We start from the raw sequence: 23413 nt of genomic DNA, 5'->3' as shown, positions 1-23413 counted from the left end.
GTTTCTGCGCGGGAGATCAGTCGGAGTACGCGCGCCGCAGACGCTCGTACGGGGTGGACGGCTCCGGCTCGGCGGAGCTCCGCGGGCCCGCGCCCACGTCGCCCCACGCGCCCGCCTCGGTCTTCTCCGCGGCAAGGTACGGCTTCGCCTTGACCAGGGCCTCCAGCGCTTCGCTTACGGCCGTAGCGTTGATCGCACCGCCAGAGCCAGCCAGCGCACCGAGGTCGAGCAGCGCAAGCGCGTCGGCCGGGTCCTTGAGCTTGCCCGCCGCAGACGCGCGGATCTCCGCACGCAGCAGCTCGGTTGCGAACTCGGCCCGAATCTCCTCGCGCAGCGCGTCAAGGTCGGTCCCCTTCTGCGCCGCGTTGCTCCGGCGGAGTCGCGCCGTTTCCGCCTCGGCGTCCGCCGCGCGCTTCTCGGCCGCCTTGACCGCCTCGGCCTGGTCGCCGGTCGGGGCGGTGCCCTTGTCGCCCTCGGTGCCAGTGCCCGGGGTTCCGGTGCCGGTGCCGGTCGGCTCGCCCTGGCGCTCGCCCTCGGGGCCGGTCGGGTTGGTGCCCTGCGGATCGTCTGCCATGTGGTGTCCTCTCATTTGATGTAGCCGTGCTGTTTGAGCAGCGCGAGTTCCCGCGCTCGGTCCCCGCCCGCCAGGTCGAAGATCGCCCCCGGCATGAGACGGGTCTGCTTGAGCCGGTCCCGAGCGGCGGTCTCGGTGCCGAACCGGACACCGGGCTTCTTCTCGAACTGGTTCTGCGCCGCCCCAGCACCGATACCGCGCTTCGTCGTGCCCTCGGTCGTGGTCGTCCGGTCGCCTACCGTGCTGAGCCCGCGGCGGGCATTGACGACCCGGTTAAGGTCTGCCCCCTGTTCCAGAGCCTTGACGCCCGCCGCGCCGAGCCGGCGGCGCTGTTCCTCCGGGGTCATCTGCCCAAACAGCGCTGCGGGGTCCGGGGTTTGGGGGCTTGTGGTGTCGGCGTACGGCGCCATGCCGCAATCACAGCGAGGGTGGCGACGGAACCCGGTCGAGTGGGAGTACACCCGCCCAGCCAGGACCACGCACCGGGCGCATGCCGGAAGGTGGACCACCCGCGTGTACCCCTTGCAGCGGGGGTGCGCGGTCATGGCGACGGACGTAGCCGTCCGTGCGGTGTCCGTGATGGTGGTACTGGTCAGCATCGCCATCTGATTAAGCCCCCGCAGCGCAGCCATCTCCGGCGACTCCCCGAGCGCGAGGGCGTGAGCCGTCGTGATCGCCGGTTGGTACATGAGCGTTGCGAGCGGCCGACCGTCCATGGCAACGCCCACCAGGGCGGAGGCATCCACCGTGCCGAGCGGGGCCGCCATCGCGCCCTGCGCAACCATGCTGGCCGACACGAACGCCTGCGCGCCCTCGGCCGCCGTGAGCTGCCCCACGGTGACCGCCCGCAGGATTTGGGCGCCGGTCTCACCTTGCATCGCGGAGAGAATCCGGTCAGCCGGCACGTCCCGCCAAAGGCCCTGCACGGCTTCTACGACGTTCCGGGAGACGGTCTGCACTTCCGTGTACCGGTCGGCCGCCAGAGTCGCGGGAGACGGCATTACGCGGCTTCCGGAACTGTGTCCGCGGGCAGTTCCTCGCCCCGGTCGGGCTTAGGACCGAACAGGGCTGCCACGTTGCCGCCGAGGATCGCCCCCGCGGCATCCGTACGCATCTGCTTATACCGTTCGATCTCCTCGGGCGTGACCCCGGGAATCCGCTCCCAAATCGCCTCATCCGGCAGCCCAAGACTCTTGAGCTTTACCAGCGCATCGGAGTACTGAGAATCCGATCGGAACTGCGGGTCCCGCCAGACAACCGAGCCCAGCATGAGTGCCGCAGCGCGCCCGGATTCGCCATTCGCCAAGGCTTCAAGCCGCATGATCTCGCGGAGTGCCGCACCGAAGTGCCTTTGGCGCTCCGTCACCTTTGCGACTAGTCCCGCTTCCGAGGCCGCGACGCCATCCGGGCTCACATTTACCAACTGCCCCGCCAGATACGAAGGCGGGGTGCGCGTCTGCGCCGCGATGTGCTGGACGGCCACGGCTATGACACGCAAGTAGTTATCCAGATCGGCCGCCGAATACTCGGCGATCGACGCCCCCTCCTTTTCGAGCCAGAGCAGACGATCCGACCGGAAGCGGTCCAGCGGCAAATCCTCCTCGCCGACCACTTCACCTGTCTCCGGGTCCGTGATCTCGCGCACCGGGCGATCCATTCCCAGGACCGCGCGGGCCGGAAGCGCAAGCCCGTCCGATGCGGTCATCAAGTGCGCCCACAGCGTATTGACTGCATCCTGTAGCGGAAGCACAGTCGCAATCTCGGAGCGCGGGTTCCCGTGCAGCCGGCTCCGGTTCGGAAGCTCGACCAACGGAACATCGCGAAGCGGGTTCGGAATATGACTGGGCTCTCCCCTGCGGAGCCCGACTGTTCGACCCGTCCACCGCCCGCCCTCGCGGGCCGGACGCTGCCACCGATAAACCGTCTCCGGCGTGAAAAGGGTAGCGAACTCCATATCCCAGTCACGCCAGACCAACAGCCCAGCCTTACGCTTCCGGCGCGTTCCCGGGACGTACTCCACGACAGCGTTAGTCGCGTTCTGGAAGGTGATCTCAACTGCCATTGCCACTGTCCCAAACCAGGGCGTACGACCGCCCAGTAATGAGCGCTTCCAGCAGCGCTAGACCAACCTCAACGTCACATTCAGAACGGCGCCATGCCTTACCCGCAGCCTGGTCTAGCGAACCGTCCTCCAGTCGGAACCCAAGAGGCATAAGGCGCTCCACCGTGGCATCCGGTACAACGCTGCACCAGTTATCCGAGAAGCCATCGAAAAGCCCGCCGGTCTGCGTCGAGAACTCCGGCGAAGCGAACAGCAAGGGACGCTTACCCTCGTACGCGTCACTCCACTTCCGGGCTTCCTGCCTGCGCCGCTGTAGCTTGCCGTACAGGCGCTCTGTCATCTGTAGCGGGGTCTCACCCACGCGGCCCCCTTAAGTCGAAATGCAGTAGAAAGACGCTCCGCGGAGCCCTACGCACTAGCAGCGCGAGCCCGCTTGATCGGGCGCCGGACGTAGCCGTCAAGTGCCATCACGGAAGCCGCAATACCATCTATTCGGGCACTCGACTTCTGCCTGTCCGGCTTCACCGGGCGCATGTTGTCGTTCCCATCCCGGTAGACCTCGACCACGCTTGCATGCCATCGCAGGATGGGATTGCCGCCGTGCTTGATTCTGCCTTCGCGCAACAGCCGCTCCAGTTCCTTGCAGCCCGGCGACATTCCCAAGTACGTCTGCGCCACGGGCACCACGTCCACGCCGCGCGTTTTCTGCTCGACCCGTTGAACAAGCTGACCGGCAAACATTCGGTCGTAGGATATTCGCTGCACGTCCAACCGGCGACAGTCCGCAATGATCTGCTTCTCAATCGCGCCATAGTCGATCGCGTCGCCCTCGGTCAGCGTCAACAGCCCGTCGCGTGCCCATTGGCGGAGCGGCACCTGTAGCTGCTGCTCCAATTCGTCCGCGCGCTCCTCGGGCAACCAGAACCGCGAGATCAATTCCAGCTCGACCCCCGGCTGTCGTGACTCGACAGCGAGCACCCACGCGGACAGGTCACTTACCGCGGACAGGTCGACCCCGCCCCACGCGCGCCGATACCGGAAACGCTGGTCATCCACGCTTCCCGCATTCGCGTCCCACAGCGAGAGCGGGAGCCACCGAGTAGCGGCCCGCATCCGACGGTTGAGCGACAGCCGGCAGAACGTTGGAAAATAGCTCGGAGTGGAGCGGGCCTTGTTCGCCTCACGGCGCATGTAGGCGAGCGACGGAGAAGCCCCTAGCCCCGGGTTCGCCTTTCGCCAAGTCGCCTCGGAATAAGGGTCGTCGCCCTCTTCTGCGGCCCAGATGACACCATAGTGTCCGGGGTCGAGAACAACCCCCGTGGCACACCGCTCGGTATAGACGTGTTTCTCGTCGTAAATCGAGCCCTCGGTGCCCTCATCGGCGGTCGTGATATAGACCACCAAAGGCTGATCACGGGCACCCGTACCGGTCTCGATCGCGTCAATGAGATCACGGCGCTTATGGACGTGCACCTCGTCCACGATCGCACCCGAGACATTCAGCCCGTGGGCAGTCTCGGCGATTTTCGACAGAGCCCGAAAGATGCCGCCGGTCCGGGGTACGCGAATGAGCCCGCGCAGAACCTCGACCCGCCCGCGAACAGCGCGGGAAGTAAGCGCCATCCGCTTTGCGTCGTCAAAAACACGTTCGGCCTGTGGCAGCGAGCCGGCCGCCGCGTAGACCTCGGCCCCGGTTTCCCGATCGGCGAGCAGCAGTACCAGGCCGATACCACTGCTGAGGGTCGATTTCCCGTTCTTTCTCGGAATCTCGATCCACGCCGAGCGAATCACGCGGACCGCCCGCCCCAACTCGGGGTCGTGAGCGAGCCACCCGAAGATCGGGGCGATCACCCACACAACTTGCCACGGCGAGAGGAGAAGCGGGGTCGAACCCCACCGGCCTTTAGTGTGCTTGAAGCTCTGAATAGCCGTGATCGCCCGCTTCGCGGACGCCACGTCGAAATATGCACCCTCGGCCTGCGATGCCTGCGCAGCGACCACCAGGGGCCGCGAGGATATCGCCTCGGCTATATGCTCCTCGGACAAGCCGAGTTCCCGCAGGGCCGCAAGGGGCACCGGCAGATCGTCAGTCGAAAACTCCGTCATCATCGCCCCCGATTTCCGGTGGCGTCAGACGCCCCCGAGCCGAGGGTGAAAGTCCAAGCTCACCAATGTAGCGGGCGAGCTGAGAACGGTACGCGCTCACAATCGTTGTGGCGCCGTTCTTCTGCCAACCCCGCTCGCCCTGCATCAGAATTCCGTGCGCGGAAATCTCCCGCTCGCACTGGTCGATCCGCGCGACGCACACGCAGTAGTCCGTCAGGGTGGACGTGTCCACCAGGCCGATACCGGCGACGTGTTCGAGCACCGGGACCACCCGGCGCCACTCCCGGGACGCGACTTCCCGGCACCGCGCGTTCACCTCGGCCTGGTCGCCCTCGGCCTGGTCGGCGAACAGCTCGAACCAGTCCGGTTCGGTCAGCTCGGCCGGCGGGACCACGACACCTTCGGGAACGGGGCGCTTGCCCGGGTTCCCCTCGCGGATCACCTGCAACGGCGGCCGTCGCCTGGTCGGGTCAGCCATGATCACCCCTCCTCCGGGTCGTCACGCTCCGCGCAAACGGGTCTAGTTGCGGCGCGAGTTTTTTCCCTCCCTGCCGATCAGGGTGGGGAGGGGAGGGGAGTACCCCCCTGGTAAAACCGCAGGTCAGCGGCGTGTGGGCCGGACACGTTCCGCAGCCCAACCGCCCGGCTGACGGGCAGCCGTCTCCCTGTTGTGACAGAGCGTGCACAACGGCCGCAGCCGATGGAACGCATCCGGATCGGTGACGCCCCGAGCAACCAGGGCGCGACGCGACTCCGGGAAGTGGTCGGCCACGGTCGAGCCGGCCCCACACAGCACGCACCACGGGTTCCGGTAAAGGTAGGTCCGCCGGATGCGCTGCCACCGGGTGCCGTAGCCACGCTCAGCAGCAGTACCGCGCAGTGCCTCGGCCTCACGCTCGTGAGCCGCACACCGGCCACCGCGGGCAGTCAGCTCCGGACACCCGGGCACCGAGCACGGAGGGCGGGGTCTTCGGGGCATCAGGGCACCTCCTATCGGGTGGGGCTGATTCCGCTTGTGCGGGAAAGAGCCCCCCAAAGCGCCCTCCCTGGCGCGCTGATTCGTTGATTCACTGAGCCCGTGACTCAGAACTCGAACGGCGAGCAAGGCTCCGTCCGCCAACCCCCTCAGCTAGAACTCCGGTGGGGTGGTGTGCACTTGACGATCCAGCGCATCCCCGCGTGGCTCATCACCGCAGCCACAGCGGGCGGCGGAACCCTCGCGGCCTGGTGGGCGCGGAAGTAGGTGTCAGAACGGCGGGTTGCCCGCTCCAAAGTCGGTACGGGTCTTCGCCTTGTGGCACGGACGGCACAGCGGCCACACGTTGTCGTCCGTGTCCTCACCCCCGAGGGCGATCGGGGTCCGGTGATCGACGTCCACGGCGCTTGGCAGGAAGTCCAGCCCACACCTTCCACACGTCGCCCGACCCGCCCGCCGCAGAGCCTTCCGCAGCCTTGCCGCAGCAGAGTTGCCCCGAGCGATCACGGCCTGTCGAGCACGCCGAGAACGGACGCTCGCACGCCCCTCGTACGCCTGGTGATGCTCCTCGCACCGGCCCCGATGGGTCGCCGGCTCCAAACAGTCGATACAGCGCACGATACCTCCGAGGTCAGAGCGGTAAGTGGTAGACCGGCCCTGGTGAACAGGGCCAGGCTTGGAGGCAGGTCGTCACGGTTGACAAAGGCCTTGCCGCGGGGACCGCTTCGCGCGACAGTGATTCTGCTGAACCGGCGTCGGACTGAGGAACTATGACTGATAATCAGATCAGCGGGGGAAGGGTTGGCAATGCTGTACAGGCGGACCGGATCGGAAGCGTCCATGTAGGTGCCTCCGGCGCAGATTCCCAGCTTAGAAATTCGTACCGCGCAGCTCATCTAGTGCTCCACTGGGCCTCCGAAATGCCACTCCCGAGAGGCTTTTTTCACCCACATGAGCCCTACAGCGGTACCATCAGGGTCGAATTTGAAACCAGGGTGAGAGAATTCGAACTACTCGCCTCAGATTTTCTACTGTTCGCCCCTGATGGCGTTCGTGACACATATTCTACGGCCCGGGCTCTGCTCAGGGATCACTCTGCTCGACTGGCAGCATGGGAGGGGTGCCAAATTCCAATCCTCCGCATTTATCTGGAATTTTCCCTCTCCATTCGGAGAGTGGCCTTTAAGGTCGCTGCCAATGACCTGGTCAAAAGTATCCGGCGCGGCATCTAGGCTAACCCTGCCGCGGGCACCCCGCGCGCTGTCTCCGTCGGTGCCGTTCCTTGTGGTCCTGGTGTGGTGGGGACCGAGCCTGTGTGACCCCTTTCGGCCCGCCCTGGCGGACGGGGTTACTCATGGACGGCTCGGTCCCCGCACGTCGCCACACGACTCCGGCGGCCACCCCCGAGAGGGCGCGTGGTGCACGGGCGACGCTGCCCCGAGAGCGGGCACTCGGTCCGCCGTACGCCCCCGTGTGGGATGGGTGCGCGGTAGTCCCGCTCTCGGTAGTAGTGAAGGGCGGAGGTTTCCTGGTCGCCCGGGGCGCCTCTTCCTTCGCCATAGTGAAGGGCGGAGGTTTCCCGGTCCCGGTGGTGCGGGTGGCGAGAGCGGTCCCGTTTCTGTTTTCTCTTATTTTTTCTATGTGTTCTAAAAAATGAGAAGAACCACCACCCCGCCACCACTCTCGGCGCTGTCGGCCGGGCCCGAGCCGGCGAGTCCGGGGCACAGGCGCCCGCCTGCGGGCAGCAAAACGCCCCGGTTGGGCACAGGGACCAACCGGGGCTGTGTAGGGCCGTACAGAAGTGCTACGCGGCTTGCTCGAACGCGTCCGCGTCGGGTTCGGCCCCCTCGGGCTCGGCCCATCGGATAGTTACGCGCTCATCTCCCTTGAAGCGCCCCTTCCCCGAGGCCTGTGTCACGGTCGCCGTGTCGACGGCCAAGCTGATTAGATCTCGGCGCAGTGCGGGCGGTGCTGCCATCCACACCTGTGCCGCTTGCCCTTCCATAAGGAACGTGACGTCTACCCTGTCCCCGCCGGTCAGCTCCGCTAGACGTGCCTCGGCAGCGTCCAAGCGTGCTTCAGCCGCGTTCTTGTGTGGGATTCGGTACCGGGCGGAACGGCCCGTGTAGAAGTCGGCCCTGTCGTCCGCATGGAACTTGTCAAGCTTGGCCTGTGCCGCCTTGAGTTCTGCGCGGGCGTCCTTGATCGCCTGGTTGTCGCTGGGGCGCGCGAGAGCTTGCCAGCGCTCTGCAACGGCGATCATCATCGGGTCTTCGTCGTCCGCGTGATGTAGCTGTTCGGACCACTCGTGCACCACGTACCGCTCAATGGCTGGACGGAAGACCGAGGCGGGAGCAGGACAGACCACACCTTGCTTGTGCGCGCCACAAGCGTACGACTTCCCGTCAGACACCATCGCGCGCGCACACCCGCCGCACCGCAGACGGCCTGTAAGCGGGTGGATCGCCGTCCCGTCCTTGGGCGCGTAGTCCGGGAGTTGATTCCCCGAAAGCACGCGCCGTGCCTTAGTCGCAAGGTCTTCCGGGATCATTTGGCCCACCGTGTCGCGTTCCACACAGCGGACCCGCGCGCCACGTTCATTTATGTACGCCATGGCATCCCGCGAGGGCAGCGACATGACCGTCAGCCACCCTTCGTAGACCGGGTGAATGATGATCCTGCGAATAGCGCTTACGCGCCATTGCACGCCGGTAACCGACAGCAACCCCTCTCGGTTCAGGGTTCTCGCCACAGCCCGCCCTGAGATACCGGCCGCCACATCCTTGAAGATGCGCACGATCATCTGCCACGGGGTGACTTCCTTCTTGCCGTCCACCAGGCACAGATACGGGGTGTGGTCCGGCCGGAGCCGCCGAGTAACGGGGTCGACCACCAGGCCGAACGGTGCCTGCCCGAGCCAACGTCCCTCCTCGCGCTGCTTGGCCTTCGTGTTGGTCACGTTGTAGCTCAAGCGCTGCGAGTACTCGCGGGCGTTCTCTGCCCGGTCGATGATCCATCGGCGGTCGCGTTCGTCCGAGCTGTCCAGCCGCTCATAGTCGAAGATGACGCGCGCCTTGCCGAGGATGGGCACCACGGCTTCCGCGCCTTTGCGGCTGAAGCGGTCGAGCGCGTACACCCACAGGCACGGCACTTCGCCTTCGAGTACCGCGGACATGGCCGCGTCGTACTTCGGGCGCTGCACGTCCGACCAGGCGGACAGGTTCTCGCGCCATACCTTGCGGACGCAGTAGCCGTGTTCGGCGGCCCACGTCCGGCCCCTGTCCTCTTGAGCGCGGATGGACAGTGCGCGCTCGCCCTCGCGGACCACCTTGGACTTTCGAAGCAGCAGGTCTACTTGCGGGCGTCCGTGGCAAGCACAGACCCCCGTGGTTGTCGTCAGATCCATGCCCTTTGTGAAGGGCGAAGGTGCCTCGGTGGGGCGTGCGAGAGTAGCCGTTCCCATGTCGTACCGCCTTTGACCTGCGGGAACGGCCCGCTACCCGGGTGGTGTCAGGGTGTTTCGACCACCGGGACGGTCGGCATCCGGATCACACTGAACGAACTGGAACAGCGGCTGGTCGGTCCGGAGTGGCAGCCGCCGGCCACCTACTGCGTCAACTGACGGACTGGCGAACGCCGTTGAGTGCCGGGGCCCCGGGAGGCGGCCCCGGCACTCGGCGCCTCCGGGGCCGTTGCGCCCGGGGCCACCGCTCCCGGGGCCGTTCACGGCGGCGGCCGATGACGACAGCGGCCGGGAAGCCGCGGGAGAGGTCAGGACAGCGGGTGGGTCGGGACCGGACTGACCTCCTGGATCTCGCCGTGGGCCTTGGTGAGCAGCTGCGAGGCGAGCTCGTTGAGCGCGCGGGCCCCCGCGATCTCCTCCCCGACCCTCAGCTGTTCCGGGTCGGAGGGGTGGCGGCTGCTGTAGCCGTGGGCACGCAGTTCGCTCCCGTCGCCGAGCCGCAGCATCGCGGCGGCGCTGGTCCGCGGCCCCTCTTCGCGGAACTCCATCTCGATGTGCCAACCGACCAGAGTCTTCATGGCGGATCACCTCCATCGGTTACTCCTCCAGGGTGCGCCGCACCCATCGTGAACACCAGGCCAGCCGGTCGGGCGACATCCCGGGGGCGAGTTGAACACGTTCAAGTCAGCCGCGTAGAGTCGGCGGCGAAAGCCATTTGAACGCGTTCAAGGGGGTGTGCCCACGATGGGGAAGGGCACCACGGAACTGGTCGACCTGCTGATCGTGCTCGGCATGGGCGCCGTCGTCCCGCTCGGCCTCGCCCTGGTCGACGAGCCCGGCCTCACCCGGGTCCGCCGGCTGTGGCCGCTCGCCGCGGTACCCGGCGCGCTCTCGCTCTGGCTGCCCCGCGGCGGCCTCGCCACCGGCTTCGCCGCGCTCTACGCGCTCGGCACCCTGGCCGTCGCCCTGCACGCGCCGCTGCGGCTGGCCCGCACCCGGTCGCTCGCGCCCGCCGAGGTCGCGGTGCTCACCGCGCTCGCCGCGCCCTCGGTCGCCGGGACCGCCCTGGTCGCCGAACGCTCCGGCTACCCGTTGTTCGGCTTCGAACCGCACATCCTGGCGCTCACCGTCCCGCACTTCCACTACGCCGGGTTCACCGCCGCCCTGGTCGCCGGACTGGTCTGCCGCGCCGCCCGTCCGGGCTCGGCCGCGGCCCGCTGCGCGGCGCTCAGCGTCCCGGCGGGCACCCTGCTGGTGCTGGCCGGGTACTTCCTCGGCGACTGGTGGCAGTTCGCCGGGGCCGCCGTCCTGACCACCGGCATGTGGCTGGTCGGCCTGGTCACCTGGCGCGAGCTCCGCCCCCACGGCGGCGATCCGGTCACCGCCCGGCTGCTCGCCGCCTCCTCGGCCGTCCTCGCGCTCACCATGCTGCTCGCCCTGTGGTGGGCACTCGGCCGGGCCGCCGGACTCCCCCACCCCACCCTGACCTGGATGGCCGCCACCCACGGCGTCGGCAACGCGCTCGGCTTCGCGCTCTGCGCCCTGCTCGCCTGGCGCCGGATCGCCGCCCGACGGATCGCCGCCCGACGGACCACCGCCGGACAACCGACCGCCGGACCATTGACCGCCTCGACGGAGACCGCCCGATGAACGACTACAGCTACCCCGAACAGGGCGCCAGCCGCACCGGCGAACTGCCCGCCGGCTACAACCACCTGCGGCACAGCGCGCTCATCGGCCACGGCCGCCCCGCCCTGGAAGCCGCCGGCGCCGCCCTGCTCGACTGGCGGATGCACCGGCTCGCGGGCGTCCTGATCGACGCGGCGGCCGACCGGGCCGCCCCCGGCGTCGCCGTACGCTGCGGCCTCGGCCTCGGCCCGCTGCGGGCCAGTGCCCCCAACCGCGTCCTGGCCACCGTCGACGGCCCGGACCGGTACGGCTTCACCTACGGCACCAGGGCCGGACACCTGGCCCGGGGCGAGGAGACCTTCCTGGTCGAACTGGCCCCGGACGACGCGGTCAGGTTCTCCGTCACCGCCTTCAGCCGACCGGTCGCCTGGTACGCGCGCCTCGCCGGCCCGCTGCTGCCGCTCACCCAGCGCACCTTCGCCCGGCACTGCGGCCGCGTACTGACCCGGATCGCGGCACAGGCCACCGGTTGAGCGACGGTGGCGGCCGGTCGGACGGAACAGCGGCAGGGGGCAGCCGCCGGGCGGCCGGGGGCGGTGGGTGAGCGGATGGGCGGGGTGGGGCGGAAAAGTGCTGGTCGGAGTGGGGTTCCGTTCGGGATGATCGGCGGATGATGTCGATGCGACCGGTGCTGACGTTCTTCTCCCCCGAGGGCTTCACGCTGTGGCCGACGGGCACGCCCGGGCGGCACGGGGACCTCACGTTGAGCGGGCGGATGACGTCGGCGGAGGTGGGTGCGGCGGTGTGGCTGCTGGCCGACCGCAACGACGTCGAGCCCGATCCCGAGCAGGCCGGGGAGCGGGTCGCCCGGCCGGCGGATCCGCTGGGCGCGTTCCTGCACGGGCTGCTGACCGAGCCGCACCCGTACGCTCCCGGTGGCCTGGTGGTGACGGACTCCGCGACCGGCGCCGTGTTCGAGCCGGGCTGCTGCAACGGCCTGGAGGACTGGCGCGAGTGGCTGGACGTCACGGACGGCCCCGGCACCGCGTGGTTCGGCCACGACCCCGACGCCCGGGCCGAGTGTGTCGGCCGGGTCGTCCGGCTGACCCAGGACGCCGAGGGCGGCGACGGCCCGGTGATCGAGCTGCCGGTGGACGAGCTGCGCGGGCTGCTCGCCGGGGCCGAGCGGGACCTGCGCGCGTTCCTCGCGCTCGCGGCGGGCTGGGCCGAGCGGCAGGTGCCCGGGTACGCCGCCGCCGTCACCGGCGCGCTCGCCCGCGCCCTGGACCTGGAGCCGCCGTCATGACCAGCTTCCACACCCGCCGGGCCCTGGTGCACGACGCCTCGCTCCCGCTGTACCGGCGGCACAGCGCGCTGCGCACCTGCCTGACCCTCTTCGCCCCGTACGGCCTGCGGGCGACGTACCACCACCTCACCGTCAGCGCCCGGATGCCGCGTCTCCTGGAGGCCGATCCGGAGTCGCTGGTCCGCGCGGTGGACGAGCTGCACGAGGCACGCGAGCTCCGGCGGGTCCGGGACGAGGAGTACGCGGAGCGGCGCCGGGCGGAGAAGCGGGCCGGGCGGCGGCGGCCGGCGGACACCCCCTGGGGGAACCGGCCCTGGCGGAACTCGCCGGACGCGGCCTGGCAGCACGACCCGTTCCTGCATCCGCCGTTGCGGCTGCCCGACTACGTCCGGCGGCAGCACGCGCTGTTGGACGGCGTCGAGCTGCCGGGCTGTCCGGCCTGTGGTGAGGAGGGCCCGGCGGTGTCCGTGTCGACCGGCCACGGCCACGCCGAGCTGTGCCGTTGCTGCGCCTGGGTGCTGACGCCCTGCGACTGCGGGCGGTGGCACAGCTTCGAGCCGGCGCTGCGGGTCGGCTGGAGCCGGACCTGGCAGCGGGAGCACATGACCGGCACCGGCGAGCCGAGCCCGCACTGGCCCGGTGTCCGGGGGACGGCCCGGGTGGAGCGGCTGGAGTCGTACACGGTCGACTGGGAGTCAGGCGTGGTGCGCCGGGACGGCGACCAGTAGCGCACCGCCGTCCCGGACCCGGACCTCGAAGTGGTCGATGTCCCCGGGCCGGAGCGCCGCGCCGCCGGTGGTGCGGACGGTGCCGTCCCCGGCCCCGTAGCCGCCCGCCGGGACGGACCAGGTGGTGACGGTCCGCTGCTCGCCGGCGCGCGGGACGGCGACCGGCCGGCACGTCAACGGGCCTTGCACACGGGAGAGTTGCAGACTGACCCGGGTTCCCCAGGTGGTGCCGTCCAGGCCGACGGTGGCGTGCGTGCCGGTGCTCGGGCCGGTGGCGCCGAACTGCTCGGCCACCGCCATCACGGCGGGGGTGTCGTCGGCGGTGAGCACCGCGGCGGTGCCAGCGGGGCCGGCCGCCACCATCGCGGTGGCGGCCAGGGCCGGCACCAGCCGCCGGATCCGGCCCCGCCGCCGGGTGGCGGCCGCCGGCTGCTCGACGCCGGCGCCGGGACGGCCCGGATTCGCCTCCCGGAATACCCCGCGGACCGGGACCGTTGTGGCGGGCACATGGCCTGAACGGGCCTGGATCACCACCCTCCGGAAGGGAAGGAATCGCGAGATGAGCAGCACGGTCGAGCTGACCAAGGAGAACTTCGACGACATCGTCCCGGGCCCGGAGGGCAAGGACTTCGTCTTCATCGACTTCTGGGCCGGGTGGTGCGGGCCGTGCCGCCAGTTCGCCCCGGTGTACGAGAAGGCGGCCGAGCGCCACCCGGACCTCGTCTTCGCCAAGGTGGACACCGAGGCGCAGCAGGAGCTGGCCGCCGCGTTCGAGATCCAGTCGATCCCGACACTGGCGATCATCCGCGAGGGCGTGCTCGTCTTCTCGCAGCCCGGAGCGCTGCCGGAGACGGTGTTCGAGGACCTGATCGGTCAGGCCCGCAACCTGGACATGGCCGAGGTGAAGCGCAAGGTCGCCCAGGAGCAGGCGGCCGGCGGCCAGGCCTGACCCGGACGTCCGAGGGCCCGGGGAGCGTCGTCTCCCCGGGCCATCGCCATGTCCTCACCGTGCCCTCGCCGTGCCCGGCCGCGGCTTCCCGGGCCGGCCGCGGCGGCTCAGGTCGGCTCGGCGCCCCAGGCGGTGAGCCGGGCCGCGAGCGCCCGCACCTCGGCGCGCAGCGCGGCGGGCTCCCGGACGGTGAACGGCCACCCCAGGCCGGCCAGCAGCACCGCGACACCGTCCAGGTTCTGGGCCCGGGCCCGCAGCAGCACCCGGTCCCCGGCGAGTTCGGTGAGCGTGCCGACGGCGGGCGGCAGCCGGCGGCGGGCCTCGGCGAGGGTGGTCTCCAGCTCCACCTCCACCCGGTGCCGCCAGGGCGCCCCGGCCAGTGACTCCACGACCCGCTGGACCGGGTCGAAGTCCTCCGGCGGCTCGAACCCGGCCTCGCCCTGCTCGACCCGGGTGATCCGGTCCAGCCGGAAGGTGCGCGGCTCGCCGCTGCGGTGGTCGAGCCCGGTGGTGTACCAGCGCCCGGAGTGGAAGACCAGTCCGTACGGGTCGAACTCGCGCTCGCTGGGGCGGTCCTCGCGGTCCCGGTAGGCGAGCCGCACCCGGCGTCGGCGGCGGGCCGCCTCGGCCAGGGTGAAGAGCGCGGCGGCGGCCGGGCCGGGGCCGGTCGCGGGGGCGGCGGTGAGGCCGAGGGTCTCCTCGACGGCGGCGACGCGCTCGCGCAGCGGCGGCGGCAGCACCCGCTGGATCTTGGCGAGGGCGGTCTCGGTGGCCCCCTCCCCCACCGACAGTCCCGAGCTGCGGCCGGCCAGCAGGCCGAGGACGACGGAGGCGGCCTCGTCCGGGTTGAGCATCAGCGGCGGCAGCCGGTAGCCGGGGCGCAGCCGGTAGCCGCCGTAGCGGCCGCGGTCGGCCTGGACGGGGATGCCCAGTTCGGCCAGCCGGGCGGCGTAGCGGCGGACGGTGCGCTCGTCCACGTCGAGCCGGGCGGCCAGTTCGACGCCGGTCAGGCCGGGGCGGTCCTGGAGCAGTTCCAGCAGGGCGAGGACGCGGCTGACCGGGTGCTCCACCGTGCGCTCCTTCCTGTCTCCGTGTCGTCTCCGGGCCGCCTCCGGGCCGCCTTCGGGTCGTCCGGGCTCGGCACCCGGCCCGACCCGGAGGAAATCCGGGCGACTTCTGTCCTGATCCGATCCTAGAGTCGGCGGTGGGGGAGGCCTCACCGCGGCGACGCCCTCCCGCGCCCCACCAGGCCCTCCCGCGGCCCGTCGACGCCTCCCCCGGACATCCCACCGACGAAGGAGTGATCCACCATGAGCACGTTCGTACTGGTCCCTGGGTTCTGGATCGGCGCCTGGGCCTGGGACGAGGTGGCCGCGCCGCTGCGTGCGGCCGGGCACCGCGTGTACGCCGTCAGCCTGCCCGGAGTGGGCGAACGCGCCACCGAGGAAGGCAAGTTCGGGCTCGAGGACCACATCGCGGACCTCGCCGCGCTGCTGGTCCGGGAGGACCTGTCGGACGTCGTGCTGGTCGCGCACAGCGGCGCCGCCGCCCCGGTGGGCGGGGTCGCGGACCGGATGCCGGAGCGGATCCGCCGGGTGGTCTACCTGGACAGCGGCCCGCTGGCCGACGGCACTTCGGTGTACGACCTCTGGCAGCCCGACTACCAGCGGACGGCCGAGGCCTCGGTGGTCGACGGCCGGCTCCCGATGCTCTCCTGGGAGTACCTGTCCGAGCACGGCACGAGCGTGGTCGGGCTGGACGAGGCCGCCCTGGCGCGCATCCGCGCCCGCTCCACCCCGCACCCGGCCGGGGCCTTCCGGGACCGGTTGCGGCTGACCGGCGCCGGGGCCGTACTGCCGCAGGCGCTGGTCTCCTGCTCCTTCCCGCTCGCCCAGGTGCACGAGCTGATCGCCTCCGGGCACCCGTTCTTCGCCGGGATGTCCGGGCCGAACTGGGAGCTGCGTGAACTGCCCACCGGGCACTGGCCGATGTTCTCCCGCCCGGCCGACACGGCGGCGGTGCTGGCGGAGCTCGCCGCGCTCTGAGCCCGCCTGCCCCGTACCGGTCCGTAGCGGTCCGTAGCGGCCGGTTCGGCCGCCCCGGGGCCCCGGACTGTCCCGTCCGCGCCCAACGGCGTGCCCCACGGCGCCCTCGGCGTGTCCGTCCGTCGCGCAACCGCGCGCGGACGGGCAGGATGGGGCCCACGCCGTACCCGAGCGAAGAGCGAGCACCCGTGCGCGAGCAGCCCAGCCGTACCGAACCGCCGGACGCCGTGCCGGAGTTCCGGCCGGGCGGCGGCCCGGGGCCGGGCGCCCCGCTCACCCCGACGGCGCGCGACGGGCACGACGAGTGGCCGCGGCGCGCGGCCCGGGTCAGGCTCGGGTACGGAACCGGAGGCGGCCGCGGCACGCTCCCCGGTGCGGTCGCCCCGACCGGCGACCGGCACGGCGGCCGGCGCGCCCGGTCGCTCGACAACTGTGAGCGCACGGCCGTCACCCCCGCGCGACGGGCCGGGGTGGCCATCGAGACGACGGAGGACAGGGCATGACCAGCACCGCCGAGGAGTACGACGTCATCGTCCTGGGGGCCGGCCCGACCGGCGAGAACGTGGCCGACCGGACCGTCGCCGCCGGGCTGCGCACCGTGATCGTGGAGGCCGAGCTGGTCGGCGGCGAGTGCTCGTACTGGGCGTGCATGCCCAGCAAGGCGCTGCTGCGGCCGGTGGCCGCGCTGGCCGACGCCCGCGCGGTGGCCGGCTCCCGGGAGGCGGTCGGCGACCGGCGGCTGGATCCGGCCGCGGTGCTGGCCCGGCGCAACTCCTTCGCCTCCGACTGGAAGGACGACGGCCAGGTGAGCTGGCTGCGGGACACCGGCATCGAGCTGGTCCGCGGCCACGGCCGACTGGCCGGGGCGCGGACGGTGACGGTGGAGGCCGAGGACGGCGGCGAGCGGGTGCTCACCGCCCGGCACGCCGTCGTGGTGTGCACCGGCAGCCGCCCGGTGCTGCCCGCGCACGTGCCGGGGCTCGCCGAGGCCCACCCGTGGACCAACCGGGAGGCCACCGGCTCGCAGACCGTCCCCGGGCGGCTGGCCGTGGTCGGCGGCGGGGTGGTCGGGGTGGAGATGGCCGCCGCCTGGCGGGCGCTCGGCTCCGAGGTGGTGCTGCTGGTGCGCGGTGACGCGCTGTTGCCGCGGATGGAGCCGTTCGCGGGCGAGCTGGTCGCGGACGGCCTGCGGGCCGCCGGGGTGGACGTGCGTTTCGGCACCGAGGTGACCGCGCTGGAGCGGGCGGACGGCTCCGGGCCGGTGACCCTCACCCTCGGCGGGGGCGGGACGCTGACCGCCGACGAGGTGCTGTACGCGACCGGCCGGGCCCCGCGCACCGCCGACATCGGACTGGAGCAGGTCGGTCTGAAGCCGGGCGACTGGCTGGAGGTGGACGACAGCTGCACGGTGCTCGGGGTGGACGGCGAGTGGCTCTACGCCGCCGGGGACGTCAACCACCGGGCGCTGCTCACGCACCAGGGCAAGTACCAGGCCCGGATCACCGGCGCGGCGATCGGCGCCCGTGCCCAGGGGCGCCCGCTGGACACCTCGCGCTGGGGCGCGCACGCGGCGTCCGCGGACCTCGCGGGCGCTCCCCAGGTGGTGTTCACCCAGCCCGAGGTCGCCGCCGTCGGCCTGACCGCGGCCGCCGCCGAGGCGGCGGGGCTGCGGGTGAAGACCGTCGACCACGAGATCGGCTCCGTCGCCGGGGCCTCGCTCTACGGCGACGACTACCGCGGCCGGGCCCGGGTGGTCTTCGACCTGGACCGCGAGGTGATCGTCGGCGCCTGCCTGGTCGGCGCCGGGGTGGCAGAGCTGCTGCACTCGGCGACCGTCGCGGTGGTCGGCGAGGTGCCGATCCACCGGCTCTGGCACGCGGTGCCCTCGTACCCGACGATCAGCGAGGTCTGGCTGCGGCTGCTGGAGGACTGCCGGGGGTAGCGGCGCGCGGCCCCCGGGGGAGCGCCCCGGACGAGCCCCCGAACGAGCCCTGGACGAGCCTCTCGGAGGGCCGGTGTTCCCGTCGGCCTCCCGGGTGACCGGCGCGGCGAGGTGTGGCCACCGGTGGACGGCGGGACACTGGCACTCGGGGGCCGTCCGGGGGGCGTACTCGTGACCAGGTGGTGTGAGGCATGACCGAGGTGCTGTTGGCCGTCGGAACCGAGAAGGGCCTCTTTCTCGGCCGCAGCCGCGACCGGCTGACGTGGGAGTTCAGCGGGCCGCACTTCCCGATGAACGCGATCTACTCCGTCTCCATCGACCGGCGCGACGGCCGGACCAGACTGCTGGCCGGGGCCGACAGCAGTCACTGGGGCCCGTCGGTCTGGCGCTCCGACGACCTCGGCGCCAGCTGGTCCGAGCCGCCGCAGCCGGCCATCCGCTTCCCGGAGTCCACCGGCACCTCGCTCACCCGGGTCTGGCAGCTCCAGCCCGCCGGAGCGGAGGCCCCCGGCGTCGTCTACGCGGGCACCGAGCCGGCCGCGCTGTTCCGCTCCACCGACGGCGGCGAGACCTTCGCACTGGTCGAACAGCTCTGGAACCACCCGCAGCGGCCGCAGTGGGGCGCCGGGTACGGCGGCCAGGGCCTGCACACCATCCTGACCGACCCGCGCGACCCGCAGCGGCTGCTGGTCGCCGTCTCCAGCGGCGGCGTCTACCGCAGCAAGGACGGCGGCGACAGCTGGCAGCCCTCCAACACCGGCCTGCGCGCCGAGTTCTTCCCGGAGGAGCGCCAGTACCCCGAGTTCGGCCAGTGCGTGCACAAGATCGCCCCGGACCCCGTCCACCCGGACCGGCTCTACCTCCAGAACCACGGCGGCGTCTACCGCAGCGACGACTGGGGCGACAGCTGGCACTCGATCGTGGACGGGCTGCCCGCCGAGTTCGGCTTCGCCGTGGCCGCCCACCCGCGCCGGGCCGACACCGCCTACCTCTTCCCGCTGGGCGGCTCGGACGACCGCATCCCGCCCGGCCGCCGCTGCCGGGTCTTCCGCACCACCGACGGCGGCACCAGCTGGGAACAGCTCGCCCAGGGCCTGCCCGGCGAGGACCACTACGGCATCGTGCTGCGCGACGCCCTGCGCACCGACGACGCCGACCCGGCGGGCATCTACTTCGGCAACCGGACCGGCGACGTGTACGGCAGCCGGGACGAGGGCGAGAGCTGGTCGCTGCTGCTCTCCCACCTGCCGGACGTGCTCTGCCTCCGGGCCGCGGTGGTGGCCTGACCGGCCCGAGTGGCCCGAGGCCGTCCGCGGCGACGGGCCGAGGCGGCGGTGTGTCGCGGCGGCCCGAGGCGACGGCCGGAAATAACCGGTTGCCGGACAGCGGGGCCTCGGCGAGCATGGGCCGCCGACGAACGACCGTACGAATGTGGGGTGGGCCATGGCCGAGAACTGGGTGGTCAGGCGGGGTGCCGACGGCGAGCCGGTGCTGCGGTACCAGCTGGACGAGCGGGAGGGACGGCCCTGGGCCGACCTGCTGGAGGTCCTGGACGAGTCGGTGGACGCCGCCGGGTTCATCCGGGCCGAGCTGCCCGGCTGGGTGGTCTCCGGCCCTCCCGGGCTCGGCCGGGAGCTGGCGGCGCAGGGCGCGCGGGTGCTGCGGCACGCCCACACCTTCCGCCGCGACCTGCGCGCCGATGCCCCGCCCGCCGACTGGGCGGAGACGCCGCTGCGCGAGGGCCTGCGGCCGGTGCCCTGCGACCGCGCCCCCGAGGAGCTGTACGAGGCCTGGCGGGCCGCCTTCGCCGCCGGGCACGTCGACCACTACCCGGGCGAGCGGGCCCAGGTGCTGGCCGAGCGGCTCGGCCCGCTGCTGGCCGGGAAGGCCATCGGCCCGGTGCTGCCCTCCAGCGTGCTCGCGGTGGACGCCGAGGACCGCGTCGTCGCCGGGCTGGTCCTCACCGACCGCGACGGCCTGCCCTGGATCGCCGACGTCTTCCGCCACCCGGAGCGCGGCTACCGCGGCCTCGGCGCCGACCTGCTGCGCCGCGCCATCGGGGACGCCGCCGCGCGCGGGCTCGCCGACGTGACCCTGGTGGTGTCCGAGGGCAACCCGGCCCGCCGGCTCTACGAGTCGCTGGGCTTCCTGCTGCAGGAGACCTCGCTGACGGTCGTCGTACCGGAGGCCGACACCGCCCGGTAACGGCCCCCGGACTCCGCCCGGAGCCCACCGCCCGGAGCTCGCCCGCACCCCCGCACCTCAGGGCCGGGCGAGTTCCAGGACGGCTATCCCGCCCAGCACGGTGAACGCCGCCGCCAGCCGCAGCCGGCCGAGGCGCTCGCGGAACACCACGGTGGCGATCAGCGCGGCGATCACGATGCTGGTCTCGCGCAGCGCCGCGATCGTCGCGAGGTCTCCCCGGGACTGCGCCCACACCACCAGCCCGTACGCCGTCAGCGAGAGCACCCCGCCGAGGACGCCCAGCGGCACCGCCCGGCCCGCCCCGGCCAGCAGCGCCGGACCTCGCCGGACCCGGACCATCACTGCCAGCACCGGCCCCTGGAGCAGGAACAGCCAGGCCACGTAGCCGCCGACCGTCCCGGACTCGCGCACGCCGCTGCCGTCCAGCACGGTGTACACGGCGATCATCACGCCCGTCCCTGCGGCGGCCCCGAGCGCGGGCAGCTGCGCCCGCCCCGGTATCCCCCGGGCGAAGGCCAGGCCGATCAGGCCGCAGGAGATCACCAGCACCCCCGCCAGCTCGCCCGCGCCCGGCCGCTGCCCGAGCACGGTGGCCGATATCAGCGCCACCAGCAGCGGTGCGCTGCCCCGGGCGATCGGGTACATCTGGCCGAAGTCCCCCAGCTGGTAGGCCCGCAGCAGGAGCACCGTGGACGTCACCTGGACCGCGACCGAGGCCAGCAGGTACGGCCAGGCACCCGCCGCCGGCAGGGGGTTGAGCACCACCAGGACGAGCGCGCAGGCCGTGTAGGTGAGGTTGATCAGCGTGAAGCCGACCAGCTTGTCCGGGATCCGGTGCGCCAGCCCGTTCCAGACGGCGTGCAGCACGGCCGCCGCGAGCACGGCCGCCGGCACCGCCGGGACGCCTCCGGGCATCACGGACCTCCCCTCGAACGGCCCACCGGAATCGACGGGCCTGGAATCTGATTCCACGATAGCCTGGATTTATGGAAACCCGTTCCGAATTTTTCACGCCCCTGGAATCCCGGCTGGCGGCGCAGATCCGGGCCCGGCTCGGCGAACTGCGCGGCACCGAGGCCCGCGTCGCCCAGGTGGTGCTCGACCGGGGCGCCGACCTGGTGCACCTGAGCGTCAGCGACGTCGCGACGCTGGCCGGCACCGCCCCCTCCTCAGTGGTCCGGGCCTGCCAGCGGCTGGGCTTCCGCGGCTACCAGGAGCTGAAGCTCGCCGCCGCCCGGCAGGCCCCCGCCGCCGCGCCCGCGCCCGCCGACGAGGCCGACCCGGCGGCCCGGGCGCTCGCCGAGACCCTGCGCGCCGCCCGGGCCGCCCTGGACGGCCTCACCGCCACCCTCTCCGCGGCCGACCTGCGCGCCGCCGCCGAACTGCTGGACGGCGCGAGCCGGGTGGTGCTGCTCGGCGCCGGGCTGTCCGGAGCCGTGGTGCTGGACCTCGCGTACCGGCTGCGCGCGCTCGGCCTGCTGGTGGACGCCCCCGCCGACCCGGTCACCGCCCAGCTGGCCGCCGCCGGGCTCGGCCCGGGCACCGCCTGCCTGGCCGTCAGCCACACCGGCGCCACCCGCAACGTGGTGGACGCCGCCCGGTTGGCCCGCGAGGCCGGGGCCGAGGTGCTGGCGCTCACCAGCTACGCCCGCTCACCGCTGACCGAGACGGCCACCCTGGCCCTGGTCGCGGGCGGGCAGGACCTGGTCTTCGGCCTGGAGACCACCGCCAGCCGGCTCGCCCACCTGGCCGCCGTGGACGCCCTCGCCCAGACCCTGCTGGCCCTGCGCGGCCCCCGCGCCGAACGCGCCCTCAGCCTGTCGGCGGACGTCACGGCCGACTACGCCTACTGAGGCCCGCGCGGACCAGGGCTACCCGCCCCGGTGCCCGCCCTCGATCCGGGCGCCGCGCACCACCACCATGGTCAGGCCGACGGCCACCAGCAGCTCCGCCCAGAAGAACGCCGCGTAGTCCAGCAGCGAGCCGATCGGCGGGTTGCCGGGCGCGGCGTTGCGCATGCCGACCAGGGCGAACAGCGTGGCCGCCATCCAGCCGAGGGCGGGCCAGACGATCCCACGCCGCTGCCGGACGATCAGCCAGGCCGCCACCAGCACGGACAGCGCCAGGGCCCACATCGCGGCCATCATGAACCAGGCCAGGATGAAGGTGCTGCGCGAGCGGCTGATCCGCTCGGTCGCCAGGACGCCGGCGTCCTCGCTCACCTGCTCGCCGGGGCGCAACCGCGGGGCACCCGTCGGGGTGGCCGGGGAGCCCGGCCGGGCACCCGCACGGAGATCCGACCCGAGGCTCGGCGAAACGGGCTGGTCGGAGGGGCTGTGTAGGCTCAACGGTCATGGCGAGGGTGACGCGGGACGATGTGGCGCGGGTGGCGGGGACGTCCACGGCGGTCGTGAGCTATGTGATCAACGACGGGCCGCGGCCGGTGGCGCCGGCGACCCGGGCACGGGTGCTCGCCGCCGTCGAGGAGCTCGGCTACCGGCCGAACCGGGTCGCGCAGGCGATGGCCCGGCGGCGGACCGACCTGCTCGGGATGGTCGTCCCGGACGCCCGCCAGCCGTTCTTCGCCGGGCTCGCGCACGCCGTCGAGCAGGCCGCCGCCAAGCACGGCCGGCTACTGCTGATCGGCAACTCCGACTACGCCGACGAGCGCGAGGCGCACTACATCCGCGCCTTCCTCGGGATGCAGGTCGACGGCCTGATCCTGGTCACCCAGGACCCGGCCACCTCCGGGCTGACCGGCTTCGACGTGGCCGACGGCACCCCCGTGGTGCTGCTGCACCACCGGGCGGAGAGCCCCGACGGCGTCGCCGTGGTCGCGGACGACGAGGGCGGCGCCCACGAGGTGGTCCGCCATCTGCTCGGGCACGGGCACGCCGAGGTGCACTGCTTCGGCGGCACCCTCGCGCTCAGCCCGCACGACCCGGTCACCGGGCGGACGGCCGGCTGGGTCGCCGCGCTGCGGGAGGCCGGACTGCCCACCGAGGGGCGGCTCACCCCGGCGCCGTTCGACCGGGTCCGGGCGCACGCCGAGGCGCTCACCCTGCTCGCCCGGCCCGACCGGCCGTCCGCCGTGTTCTGCGCGACGGACGACCAGGCGATCGGCCTGCTGCGGGCCGCCGACGACCTCGGCATCCGGGTGCCGGAGGACCTCGCGGTGGCCGGCTTCGACGACATCGCCGAGGCGGTGATCGCCGGGCCGGCGCTGACCACCGTCACCACGGCGCAGGACGAGATGGCCCGCGCCGCGCTGGAACTCGTCCTCGGCGGGCCGGAGCGCCGCGCCCGGGGCGCCCGCACCTTCCCGGCCCGGCTGGTGGTCCGGCGCTCCTGCGGCTGCCCGCCGGCCGAGGCGCGGGACTGACGCCCGGGCCGGCGTGGGGCCGGCGCCGGGGCCGACGCCGGGACCC

At 72.2% G+C, this 23413-nt stretch carries 25 protein-coding genes; 12 read left to right on the top strand and 13 right to left on the bottom strand.

Features of this window, described 5'->3' with window-relative positions; all coding sequences use genetic code 11:
• Positions 1 to 16: 16 nt before the first annotated feature.
• The 9 genes from ACGF0D_RS25605 to ACGF0D_RS25565 form a co-directional block, all read right to left on the bottom strand.
• Positions 17 to 574: a hypothetical protein gene (locus ACGF0D_RS25605; protein WP_392920003.1), complete on the bottom strand. Its 558-nt coding sequence runs from the start codon at positions 572 to 574 to the stop codon at positions 17 to 19.
• 11 nt (positions 575 to 585) lie between these two features.
• The gene (locus ACGF0D_RS25600; protein WP_392920000.1) at positions 586 to 1533 is read right to left on the bottom strand and encodes a hypothetical protein; all 948 of its coding nucleotides are present in this window, start codon (positions 1531 to 1533) and stop codon (positions 586 to 588) included.
• A 41-nt stretch (positions 1534 to 1574) separates the two neighbouring features.
• On the bottom strand, positions 1575 to 2636 hold the full coding sequence (locus ACGF0D_RS25595) for a phage portal protein (protein ID WP_392919997.1): 1062 nt from the start codon (positions 2634 to 2636) through the stop codon (positions 1575 to 1577).
• Positions 2626 to 2997, bottom strand: coding sequence for a hypothetical protein (locus ACGF0D_RS25590; RefSeq protein ID WP_392919994.1), 372 nt, complete (start codon positions 2995 to 2997; stop codon positions 2626 to 2628). The genes ACGF0D_RS25595 and ACGF0D_RS25590 overlap by 11 nt, the downstream gene beginning before the upstream one ends.
• A gap of 47 nt (positions 2998 to 3044) precedes the next feature.
• Positions 3045 to 4745, bottom strand: a complete 1701-nt coding sequence (locus tag ACGF0D_RS25585; RefSeq protein ID WP_392919992.1) for a terminase large subunit — start codon at positions 4743 to 4745, stop codon at positions 3045 to 3047.
• On the bottom strand, positions 4723 to 5220 hold the full coding sequence (locus tag ACGF0D_RS25580) for a phage terminase small subunit P27 family (protein ID WP_392919989.1): 498 nt from the start codon (positions 5218 to 5220) through the stop codon (positions 4723 to 4725). The genes ACGF0D_RS25585 and ACGF0D_RS25580 overlap by 23 nt, the downstream gene beginning before the upstream one ends.
• Before the next feature lie 768 nt (positions 5221 to 5988).
• A complete protein-coding gene (locus tag ACGF0D_RS25575; protein WP_392919986.1) occupies positions 5989 to 6225 on the bottom strand; it encodes an HNH endonuclease in 237 nt (78 codons plus the stop codon).
• A 1297-nt stretch (positions 6226 to 7522) separates the two neighbouring features.
• The gene (locus tag ACGF0D_RS25570) at positions 7523 to 9124 is read right to left on the bottom strand and encodes a recombinase family protein (protein WP_392919984.1); all 1602 of its coding nucleotides are present in this window, start codon (positions 9122 to 9124) and stop codon (positions 7523 to 7525) included.
• Positions 9125 to 9489: 365 nt separating this feature from the next.
• A complete protein-coding gene (locus ACGF0D_RS25565) occupies positions 9490 to 9759 on the bottom strand; it encodes a DUF1876 domain-containing protein (protein WP_392884550.1) in 270 nt (89 codons plus the stop codon).
• Positions 9760 to 9925: 166 nt separating this feature from the next.
• Between ACGF0D_RS25565 and ACGF0D_RS25560 the strand changes: the two genes are divergently transcribed.
• From ACGF0D_RS25560 to ACGF0D_RS25545, 4 genes are all read left to right on the top strand, one after another.
• Complete coding sequence (locus ACGF0D_RS25560; protein WP_392920126.1) at positions 9926 to 10831, top strand: YndJ family protein; 906 nt, start codon at positions 9926 to 9928, stop codon at positions 10829 to 10831.
• A complete protein-coding gene (locus ACGF0D_RS25555; RefSeq protein ID WP_392919981.1) occupies positions 10828 to 11343 on the top strand; it encodes a DUF1990 family protein in 516 nt (171 codons plus the stop codon). Before ACGF0D_RS25560 ends, ACGF0D_RS25555 begins: the two co-directional genes overlap by 4 nt.
• 137 nt (positions 11344 to 11480) lie before the next feature.
• The gene (locus tag ACGF0D_RS25550; protein WP_392884553.1) at positions 11481 to 12116 is read left to right on the top strand and encodes a hypothetical protein; all 636 of its coding nucleotides are present in this window, start codon (positions 11481 to 11483) and stop codon (positions 12114 to 12116) included.
• On the top strand, positions 12113 to 12844 hold the full coding sequence (locus ACGF0D_RS25545) for a hypothetical protein (protein ID WP_392884554.1): 732 nt from the start codon (positions 12113 to 12115) through the stop codon (positions 12842 to 12844). Before ACGF0D_RS25550 ends, ACGF0D_RS25545 begins: the two co-directional genes overlap by 4 nt.
• Here ACGF0D_RS25545 and ACGF0D_RS25540 read toward each other — a convergent pair.
• Positions 12812 to 13351 (bottom strand): zf-HC2 domain-containing protein, encoded by a 540-nt coding sequence (locus ACGF0D_RS25540; RefSeq protein WP_392919978.1) that lies wholly within the window; start codon positions 13349 to 13351, stop codon positions 12812 to 12814. The genes ACGF0D_RS25545 and ACGF0D_RS25540 overlap by 33 nt on opposite strands.
• 52 nt (positions 13352 to 13403) lie before the next feature.
• Here ACGF0D_RS25540 and ACGF0D_RS25535 point away from each other — a divergent pair, with 52 nt between their 5' ends.
• Positions 13404 to 13793 (top strand): thioredoxin family protein, encoded by a 390-nt coding sequence (locus tag ACGF0D_RS25535; protein ID WP_392919975.1) that lies wholly within the window; start codon positions 13404 to 13406, stop codon positions 13791 to 13793.
• A gap of 107 nt (positions 13794 to 13900) precedes the next feature.
• On the opposite strand, the gene ACGF0D_RS25530 is transcribed toward ACGF0D_RS25535, so the two are convergent.
• On the bottom strand, positions 13901 to 14863 hold the full coding sequence (locus tag ACGF0D_RS25530) for a helix-turn-helix transcriptional regulator (protein ID WP_392868798.1): 963 nt from the start codon (positions 14861 to 14863) through the stop codon (positions 13901 to 13903).
• A gap of 240 nt (positions 14864 to 15103) precedes the next feature.
• Between ACGF0D_RS25530 and ACGF0D_RS25525 the strand changes: the two genes are divergently transcribed.
• The 5 genes from ACGF0D_RS25525 to ACGF0D_RS25505 all read left to right on the top strand — a co-directional run bounded on the left by ACGF0D_RS25525 (position 15104) and on the right by ACGF0D_RS25505 (position 19985).
• Entirely contained in the window at positions 15104 to 15838 is a 735-nt protein-coding gene (locus ACGF0D_RS25525) for an alpha/beta fold hydrolase (protein WP_392919972.1), read from the top strand.
• 188 nt (positions 15839 to 16026) lie between these two features.
• The gene (locus ACGF0D_RS25520) at positions 16027 to 16341 is read left to right on the top strand and encodes a hypothetical protein (RefSeq protein ID WP_392919970.1); all 315 of its coding nucleotides are present in this window, start codon (positions 16027 to 16029) and stop codon (positions 16339 to 16341) included.
• A complete protein-coding gene (locus ACGF0D_RS25515; RefSeq protein WP_392868803.1) occupies positions 16338 to 17780 on the top strand; it encodes a dihydrolipoyl dehydrogenase family protein in 1443 nt (480 codons plus the stop codon). The genes ACGF0D_RS25520 and ACGF0D_RS25515 overlap by 4 nt, the downstream gene beginning before the upstream one ends.
• Before the next feature lie 191 nt (positions 17781 to 17971).
• Entirely contained in the window at positions 17972 to 19066 is a 1095-nt protein-coding gene (locus tag ACGF0D_RS25510) for a WD40/YVTN/BNR-like repeat-containing protein (RefSeq protein ID WP_392868805.1), read from the top strand.
• A gap of 157 nt (positions 19067 to 19223) precedes the next feature.
• Entirely contained in the window at positions 19224 to 19985 is a 762-nt protein-coding gene (locus ACGF0D_RS25505; protein WP_392919968.1) for a GNAT family N-acetyltransferase, read from the top strand.
• Between the two features lie 57 nt (positions 19986 to 20042).
• Here the strand turns inward: ACGF0D_RS25505 and ACGF0D_RS25500 are convergent, their stop codons facing one another.
• Positions 20043 to 20900: an EamA family transporter gene (locus ACGF0D_RS25500; protein ID WP_392919966.1), complete on the bottom strand. Its 858-nt coding sequence runs from the start codon at positions 20898 to 20900 to the stop codon at positions 20043 to 20045.
• Between the two features lie 71 nt (positions 20901 to 20971).
• Here ACGF0D_RS25500 and ACGF0D_RS25495 point away from each other — a divergent pair, with 71 nt between their 5' ends.
• Positions 20972 to 21838, top strand: coding sequence for a MurR/RpiR family transcriptional regulator (locus ACGF0D_RS25495; RefSeq protein ID WP_392919964.1), 867 nt, complete (start codon positions 20972 to 20974; stop codon positions 21836 to 21838).
• Between the two features lie 18 nt (positions 21839 to 21856).
• On the opposite strand, the gene ACGF0D_RS25490 is transcribed toward ACGF0D_RS25495, so the two are convergent.
• Positions 21857 to 22207, bottom strand: a complete 351-nt coding sequence (locus tag ACGF0D_RS25490) for a DUF4436 family protein (protein ID WP_392919962.1) — start codon at positions 22205 to 22207, stop codon at positions 21857 to 21859.
• 131 nt (positions 22208 to 22338) lie between these two features.
• On the opposite strand from ACGF0D_RS25490, the gene ACGF0D_RS25485 reads away from it, so the two are divergent.
• Entirely contained in the window at positions 22339 to 23367 is a 1029-nt protein-coding gene (locus ACGF0D_RS25485; RefSeq protein ID WP_392919960.1) for a LacI family DNA-binding transcriptional regulator, read from the top strand.
• Positions 23368 to 23413: the final 46 nt, after the last annotated feature.

The sequence above is a fragment of the Kitasatospora sp. NPDC048298 genome (assembly GCF_043201465.1).
Classification (GTDB): domain Bacteria; phylum Actinomycetota; class Actinomycetes; order Streptomycetales; family Streptomycetaceae; genus Kitasatospora.
This window is presented reverse-complemented; position numbering and strand designations above follow the sequence as displayed.